Consider the following 6,800-nt stretch of genomic DNA (forward strand, 5'->3'; position numbering starts at 1 on the left):
AAGGCGCGAGCGTTCTAGCTCGTAGAGACACCACCAGCACTGGGTTCGTTTGCTGCTTTCCGGTCTTCTATGCGATTGAATTCCGTGAGACCTTGACCTTCCCACCGTGGCAAGGTTCATAGTCAAAACGTGAATCAACCAAAGGAGGCTCACATGGTCCATTTCAATGTTCTTGATATGACGTGCGGCGGTTGTGCTCAGCGTATTCGTCGAGCAATAGCTCAGGCCCAACTGCCAGCAGGCGTCGAAGTAGAAATCGATGTGGCCACGCGGCAGGTCCGCGTTCCTGGGCAAGTCGAAGACGACACTGTGGAGCTTGTCCGCTCCGCAATTGAGCGTGCCGGATACAAAGCAGACGCCGTGGCGGGGACTTCATCGCGCCGAACAATCGGTGGCTGCTGCTGTGCGTCTCGGTCCACAACCTCTGTTGATGTGAATCAAGGCGCTGCGAACCGTACGTCGTCATGCTGCAGTTGAACCAACAAGGAGACCATCATGCGTCTGAATATCGTCGCTGGGCTGCTGACAACCCTTTTCGTGGCGGGCTGTGCCGTCGCGCAATCTCCTAAACCTGCGGACGAACACGCAGGTCACCACCCCGGTGATGCGCAGAGCGGTGGCGTAGCCACCCAGTCTGCCCCGGCAGCTACTACCCCGCCAGCACCGGACGCCTTTGATCGTCAGATGAAGGCGATGCAGGAAATGCACAAAAAAATGCAGGCGGCCAAGGCTCCCGCCGAACGTTCTGCTCTGATGGACGAGCACATGAAGCTCATGCAGTCCGGCATGGCCATGATGGGTGCTGGTAATTCTGGTGGCATGGGTATGGGGATGATGCAGCAAGGGGCGCAGGCCAAACCTGCCGCACCTGCAGCCTCTGGAAACTCGGGCATGGGAGGCGGCATGATGGGCATGCACGCTCAAATGGAGCGCCGCATGGCCATGATGGAACAGATGATGCAAATGATGGTGGACCGCCAAGCGGCCATGCCATCCAAGTAACCCCCGCGAGCGTCCTGAGGGGCGCTCGCCACAAAATCTCATTGAGATTTTGTAAACCACCTTCCTGTATCGACCAGTGCAAGGCGCTTTCCCCTTGAGCCCGTTACTGCCGCCCCCAAGCACTACGCATTTCAGAAGTGGGAATGTGTTCGGTTCCTTTGCATCCATGCTTGATCGATAGCTCAATTGGGTGCCATTGATGGCGGCGACGATGCTCTTATCGGGTCTTCAGTTTTCAGCGACAGCAACAGGGGTACGCCGCTGACCCGGTGGCGCCGCTTCGATCGGCACCCACCATGCCATGGGGCCAGTTCGATTGAGGCTGCATTGCCTGGCGTCGCTACGCAGCCTCTCGATCAGCAAACTCGATGCCCCCAAAGGGGGCACCCTAAGCTAGTCTCACGAAACCTGGCTGTCCAGCTGATCGCGTTTTCTCGGCTTTCTCATCAGCACATAGGCCGCAGGAATCACGAACAGGGACAGCAGCGGCGCCGTCACCATGCCGCCCAGCATGGGTGCCGCGATGCGGCTCATGACCTCCGAGCCTGTCCCGCTGCTCCACACGATGGGCACCAGGCCCGCCAGGATGACAGCCACGGTCATGGCCTTGGGGCGCACGCGCAGCACGGCACCTTCGCGGATCGCGTCCAGCAGATCTTCCAGCGTGGGCTGCTTGCCGTCTGGACATCTCTCTGCGAGTGCCTGCTTGAGGTAGATGAGCATGACCACCCCGAACTCTGCCGCGACCCCCGCCAGGGCGATGAAGCCCACGCCTGTGGCGATCGAAAGGTTGTAGTTCATCAAGTACAGGAACCATATGCCCCCGGTCAACGCGAATGGCAGCGTCGCCATGATCAGTCCCGCCTCACCCATGCGCGAGAAGGTCAAGTACAAAAGCACGAAGATGATCAACAAAGTGGCTGGAACCACCACTTTCAGACGGGCATTGGCCCGCTCCAGGTACTCGAACTGGCCTGAGTACGTGATGCTGACCCCGGGCTCCAGCTTGATCTGGCGGCTCACCGCATCGCGCAGGTCATTGGCCACCGATGCCAGATCGCGCCCCCGCACATCGACATACACCCAGCCCGATGGGCGGGCGTTCTCGCTCTTGAGCATGGGCGGCCCATCGGTGATGGAGATGCTGGCCACCGTACCCAGCGTGATCTGCTGACCCATGGGGGTGGAGATGGGCAACTGGGCCAGGCGTTCTGGGGAGTCTCTCCATTCACGCGGATAGCGCAGGTTGATTGGGAAGCGGGCCAGGCCCTCGACCGTTTCAGAGACGTTTTCTCCACCGATGGCCCCGGAGACCACGGCCTGGATTTCGCTTACGTTCAGCCCGTAGCGCCCTGCGGCCGTGCGGTCGATGCGGACATCGACGTAGCGCCCCCCCGTCAGGCGCTCTGCCAACGACGAAGTCACTCCCGGAATGCCCTTGGCGACCTGCTCGACTTGGGCAGCGATCCCGTCGATCACCTTCAGGTCGTTGCCGGTCACCTTGACCCCGATGGGACTCTTGATGCCGGTGGCCAGCATGTCAATCCGGTTGCGGATGGGTGGAATCCAGATGTTGGACAGGCCAGGAATCTTGACGGCCTTGTCCAGCTCCTCGATCAGACCCTCGGGCGTCATTCCTGGACGCCATTGGTCTCTGGGCTTGAGCTTCACCGTGGTCTCGAACATTTCCAGCGGTGCCGGATCGGTTGCGGTCTCCGCGCGGCCAGCCTTGCCGAAGACGCGCTCGACCTCGGGAACCGTCTTGATCATCCGGTTGCTCAGTTGCAGAAGCTCCGTCGCCCGCTGTGCCGACAGGCCCGGGAGCGCCGAAGGCATGTACAGCAGATCGCCTTCGTCCAGCCTGGGCAGGAACTCGCCCCCCAGCCGCGAGAGGGGCCAGATCGTGGTCGTCAGCGCCAGCACGGCGATGACCAGTGTGGATTTGGGGCGGTGCAGAACCCATTCCAGGCAAGGCCGGTACACGGCAATCAGCGCGCGCGTGATCGGGTTTTTCTGCTCGTCAGGGATACGCCCTCGGATCCAGTAGCCCATGAGGACGGGGATCAGCGTGACCGAGAGAGCCGCTGCTGCGGCCATCGCATAGGTCTTGGTGAACGCCAGCGGTCCGAACAGGCGACCTTCCTGTGCTTCCAGCGTGAAGACAGGCACGAAGGACAAGGTGATGATCAGCAGCGAGAAGAACAGCGCGGGGCCCACCTCCACGGCGGCTTCGGTGATCACCTTCCAGCGCTCTTCCCCGACCAACTGCCGGTCGGGATGCTTGTGCTGCCAGGCCTCCAGCTTCTTGTGGGCGTTCTCAATCATCACCACGGCTGCATCGACCATGGCGCCCACGGCGATGGCAATCCCGCCCAGGGACATGATGTTGGCGTTGATGCCCTGGTAGCGCATCACCAGAAACGCCGCCATGATCCCCAGCGGCAGAGAAATGATGGCGACCAGTGCCGAGCGCAAGTGCCAGAGGAACAAGACGCAGACCACAGCCACCACGATGAACTCCTCCACGAGTTTGGTGGTGAGGTTCTGGATCGCCCGCTCAATGAGTGCGCTGCGGTCGTAGGTGGTGACGATCTCCACGCCCGGGGGCAGGCTGCTTTGTAGCTCGCTGAGCTTGGCCTTGACGGCTTTGATGGTTTCCTGGGCATTCTTGCCCGAGCGCAGAACCACCACGCCACCGGCCACCTCGCCATCGCCGTCGAGTTCGGCAATACCGCGCCGCATCTCCGGCCCGATCTGGAGCGTGGCGACATCACCCAAGCGCACGGGAATCCCGGCGCGCGACACCAGCGGGATGGCCCGGAAGTCGTCCAGCGTCTTGAGGTAGCCGCTGGCGCGCACCATGTACTCGGCCCCGGACAACTCCAGCACCGACCCGCCGGTTTCCTGGTTCGCTCCCAGGATGGCATCACGCACCTGCCCCTGGGTCAGCCCTTGGGCTGCGAGCTTGATCGGATCGAGCACCACCTGGTACTGCTTGACCATGCCGCCCACCGACGCCACTTCCGCGACATTGGGCAGGCTCTTGAGTTCGAATTTCAGGAACCAGTCCTGCAGGGCCCGCAGCTGGGCGAGATCGTTCTTGCCGGTGCGGTCCACCAGCGCATATTGGTAGATCCAGCCGACCCCGGTGGCGTCGGGGCCGAGCGACGATTTGGCCGTGGCGGGTAGTCGCCCCTGCACCTGGTTCATGTACTCCAGCACCCGGGAACGTGCCCAGTACAGGTCCGTGCCGTCCTCGAACAGGATGTAGACAAACGAGTCGCCAAAGAACGAGAAGCCGCGCACCGTCTTGGCGCCCGGGACGGACAGCATGGTGGTGGCCAGCGGGTAGGTCACCTGGTTTTCCACGATCTGCGGCGCCTGGCCGGGGTAGGAGGTGCGGATGATGACCTGGACATCCGACAAATCGGGGAGCGCGTCCACGGGGGTGCTGCGCACGCCCCACACGCCCCAGGCCGTGAGCATCACGGTCGCCAGCAGAACCAGGAGTCGGTTCGCCACCGACCAGCGGATCAGACGTGCGATCATGGCTTGATCCTTTCCACGGCAGTGATCACGAAGTCCTTGCCTTGCTGCTGGAAGGTGAACTTGACCTGCTGCTCCGGTTTCAGGGCCTTGGCCAGCTCTGGGTTTGCCAGCTTGAATGGCATGGTCATGCCGGGCCACTTCAGTTCAGGCACGGCCTCGTGGGTAAGGGTCAGCTCGGTTGGCGTGACCTCATCGACCACCCCTCGCACCGTAAAGCTCTTGGACGCCGGAGCCGCAGAGGCCGAGGAACCCTGTTCAGCGATGGGTTGTGCGCTGCTGCCTGGAGGCTGTGCGGGCATGATGCCTCGCAGGCTGGCTTCCGAGTCGATCAGGAACTGTGCCGAGGCGACCACCTGCTGCCCTGCGGTGAGTCCGCTTTGAATGACGAGGCGGTCATCGATTTCCGCGCCGAGTTGCACCTGGACGGGTTGGTATTTGCCAGGACCGTCCACCACGTAGACCAGCGCCCGCTTGCCGGTGCGGATCACCGCTTCACTGGGTACCAGCAGCGCCGGTTGGGTGCGTCCCGCCAGGACAATCTGCCCGGACATGCCCGCCTTCAGGCGCTGGGTGGGGTTGGGAAGCTCCAGGCGCACGCGCACCGTGCGGGTGTCCCGGTTGGCCTCTGGCAGGATGCTCACAACCCGGGCTTTGAGGGTTTCGCCCGGAAACGCGGCCAGGCGGACCTGGGCGTCCTGCCCCAGTTGCAAGGGACCGCTTTGCGCTTCGGGAACAGCCGCTTCGATCCAGACGCTGGCCAGACCGTTCACGCGCACCAGGCTGGCCCCCGCAGAGACCGTCATGCCCTGGCGCACCATCAGTTCGGCCACCATCCCCGCCTGTGGAAAGGTCACCGTGTAGCGGCCCTGAGGTTCGCCCGTGTGCTCCACCTGGGCCACGAGCGAGGCAGGCATGCCCAGCAGGGACAGGCGCTGGCGCGAAGCTGCCGTTAGCGATTCGTCCTTGAGCGCCCGGACCGCGAGAAACTCGCGCTGCGCAGCCACCCACTCTGGCAGCAGTAGATCGGCCAATGGCGCGCCTGCGGCCACCACGTCGCCCGGGGCCCGGGCATAGACGCGTTCCACGAAACCGGCCGAGCGGGCCTGGACGATGCTTACATCCCGGTCATTGAGCTGGACCGTGCCCAGCACGTCCACGTCGGACCCGATGTCTCGCTGCTCTACCAGGGCGGTGCGCAGGCCGAGGGCTTGCACCGCCTGGGCGGAGACGCTCAGGCCGGAGCTTTCCTGAGTGTCCTCATCCGCATACTTGGGTACCAAGGCCATGTCCATGTAGGGGGACTTGCCTGGCTTGTCGAACTTCTGCGTCGGCGACATCGGGTCGTACCAGTACAGCACCTTGCGGTCGGCTTTTGCTGCTTCTGTCGATGCTGGGCTGGCTCCCAGTGCGTGGTTGTTCGCGGTGCGCCATTGGGAGACGGTCCAGCCGAGGGCGATGCCAGCAGCCACCAGTGCTACGGCCACAGCGGTCTTCTTGAAAACGGTATTGGTCATGTGGTTCTCCCTTCAGTCGGCAATCAGGCTGTTCAGGCGGGCAATCAAGGTGTCCCGCTGTGCCTGCAGATCAATGAGCCGCCAGTGCGTCTCCCGCACTTGGGCCCTGGCCGTGAGCACGGTGCTCAAGTCGCCTTTGGCGGACTGGTAGTTGGCCAGCGCGAGTTCGGCACGCCCCTGTGCCAAGCCCATGCCAGCCGACTGCAGTCGCTCGATCTGGCTGTTCAGTGCCGCCAGCTCTGAGGCGCTGTCCTCCAGCTCCTGCAGGTGCCTGCGGGTCACGTCTTCCTGCTCGGCTTCCAGGCGCTGCAGCTCCAGCTGCTTGGCCTTGATCTGGGGCGCTTGGCGCCGCTCCTGTTGCCAGGGAAGATCAAAGGTCACCTGGAACGACACCATGTCGCCCCAGCGTCGGTCGCGGCGGCTGTAGGCGACTTCCCAGGACCAATCACCCTTGGTTTCTGCCTGGGCTTCGCGCGTTTCCGCCAAGGCCATGGCCTGCATGGCGGGGTACTGCGCAAGTTCCGCGTGGCGGTGTACCTCTGACCGCAGTTGGTCCAAGGGGCGGCTCAGCGGCCCAGGAGTTCCCTGTAGCGCCTCGTCGGCGCGAGCGCCAACCCAGCGCCGCAACATCGCCCTGGCCTTGGATCGGTCCCGCTGCAGATCGTCCCTGCGGTCCGACAGCGCGAGCGCCTCCTGCTTGGCCATCAGAAGATCGCCAGCCTGGGCCGTCCCCCC

5 protein-coding genes are annotated in these 6,800 nt (G+C 63.3%); 2 read left to right on the forward strand and 3 right to left on the reverse strand.

What is annotated here, in order from left to right:
• Positions 1 to 153: 153 nt before the first annotated feature.
• Together DBR23_RS32230 and DBR23_RS07015 are read left to right on the forward strand one after the other, a co-directional pair.
• Positions 154 to 477, forward strand: a complete 324-nt coding sequence (locus DBR23_RS32230) for a heavy-metal-associated domain-containing protein (RefSeq protein WP_108497762.1) — start codon at positions 154 to 156, stop codon at positions 475 to 477.
• A gap of 18 nt (positions 478 to 495) precedes the next feature.
• Entirely contained in the window at positions 496 to 1,002 is a 507-nt protein-coding gene (locus DBR23_RS07015; protein WP_108497763.1) for a hypothetical protein, read from the forward strand.
• A gap of 399 nt (positions 1,003 to 1,401) precedes the next feature.
• Here DBR23_RS07015 and DBR23_RS07020 read toward each other — a convergent pair whose 3' ends face one another.
• From DBR23_RS07020 to DBR23_RS07030, 3 genes are all read right to left on the reverse strand, one after another.
• Positions 1,402 to 4,551, reverse strand: a complete 3,150-nt coding sequence (locus DBR23_RS07020; RefSeq protein ID WP_108497764.1) for an efflux RND transporter permease subunit — start codon at positions 4,549 to 4,551, stop codon at positions 1,402 to 1,404.
• Positions 4,548 to 6,065, reverse strand: coding sequence for an efflux RND transporter periplasmic adaptor subunit (locus tag DBR23_RS07025; RefSeq protein WP_108497765.1), 1,518 nt, complete (start codon positions 6,063 to 6,065; stop codon positions 4,548 to 4,550). The genes DBR23_RS07020 and DBR23_RS07025 overlap by 4 nt, the downstream gene beginning before the upstream one ends.
• A gap of 12 nt (positions 6,066 to 6,077) precedes the next feature.
• Positions 6,078 to 6,800, reverse strand: a 723-nt coding sequence (locus tag DBR23_RS07030) for a TolC family protein (RefSeq protein WP_146191263.1), incomplete at its 5' end; no start/stop codon positions are given.

Origin of the sequence: Acidovorax sp. HMWF018 (assembly GCF_003061035.1) — a bacterium.
GTDB lineage: Bacteria > Pseudomonadota > Gammaproteobacteria > Burkholderiales > Burkholderiaceae_C > Acidovorax > Acidovorax delafieldii.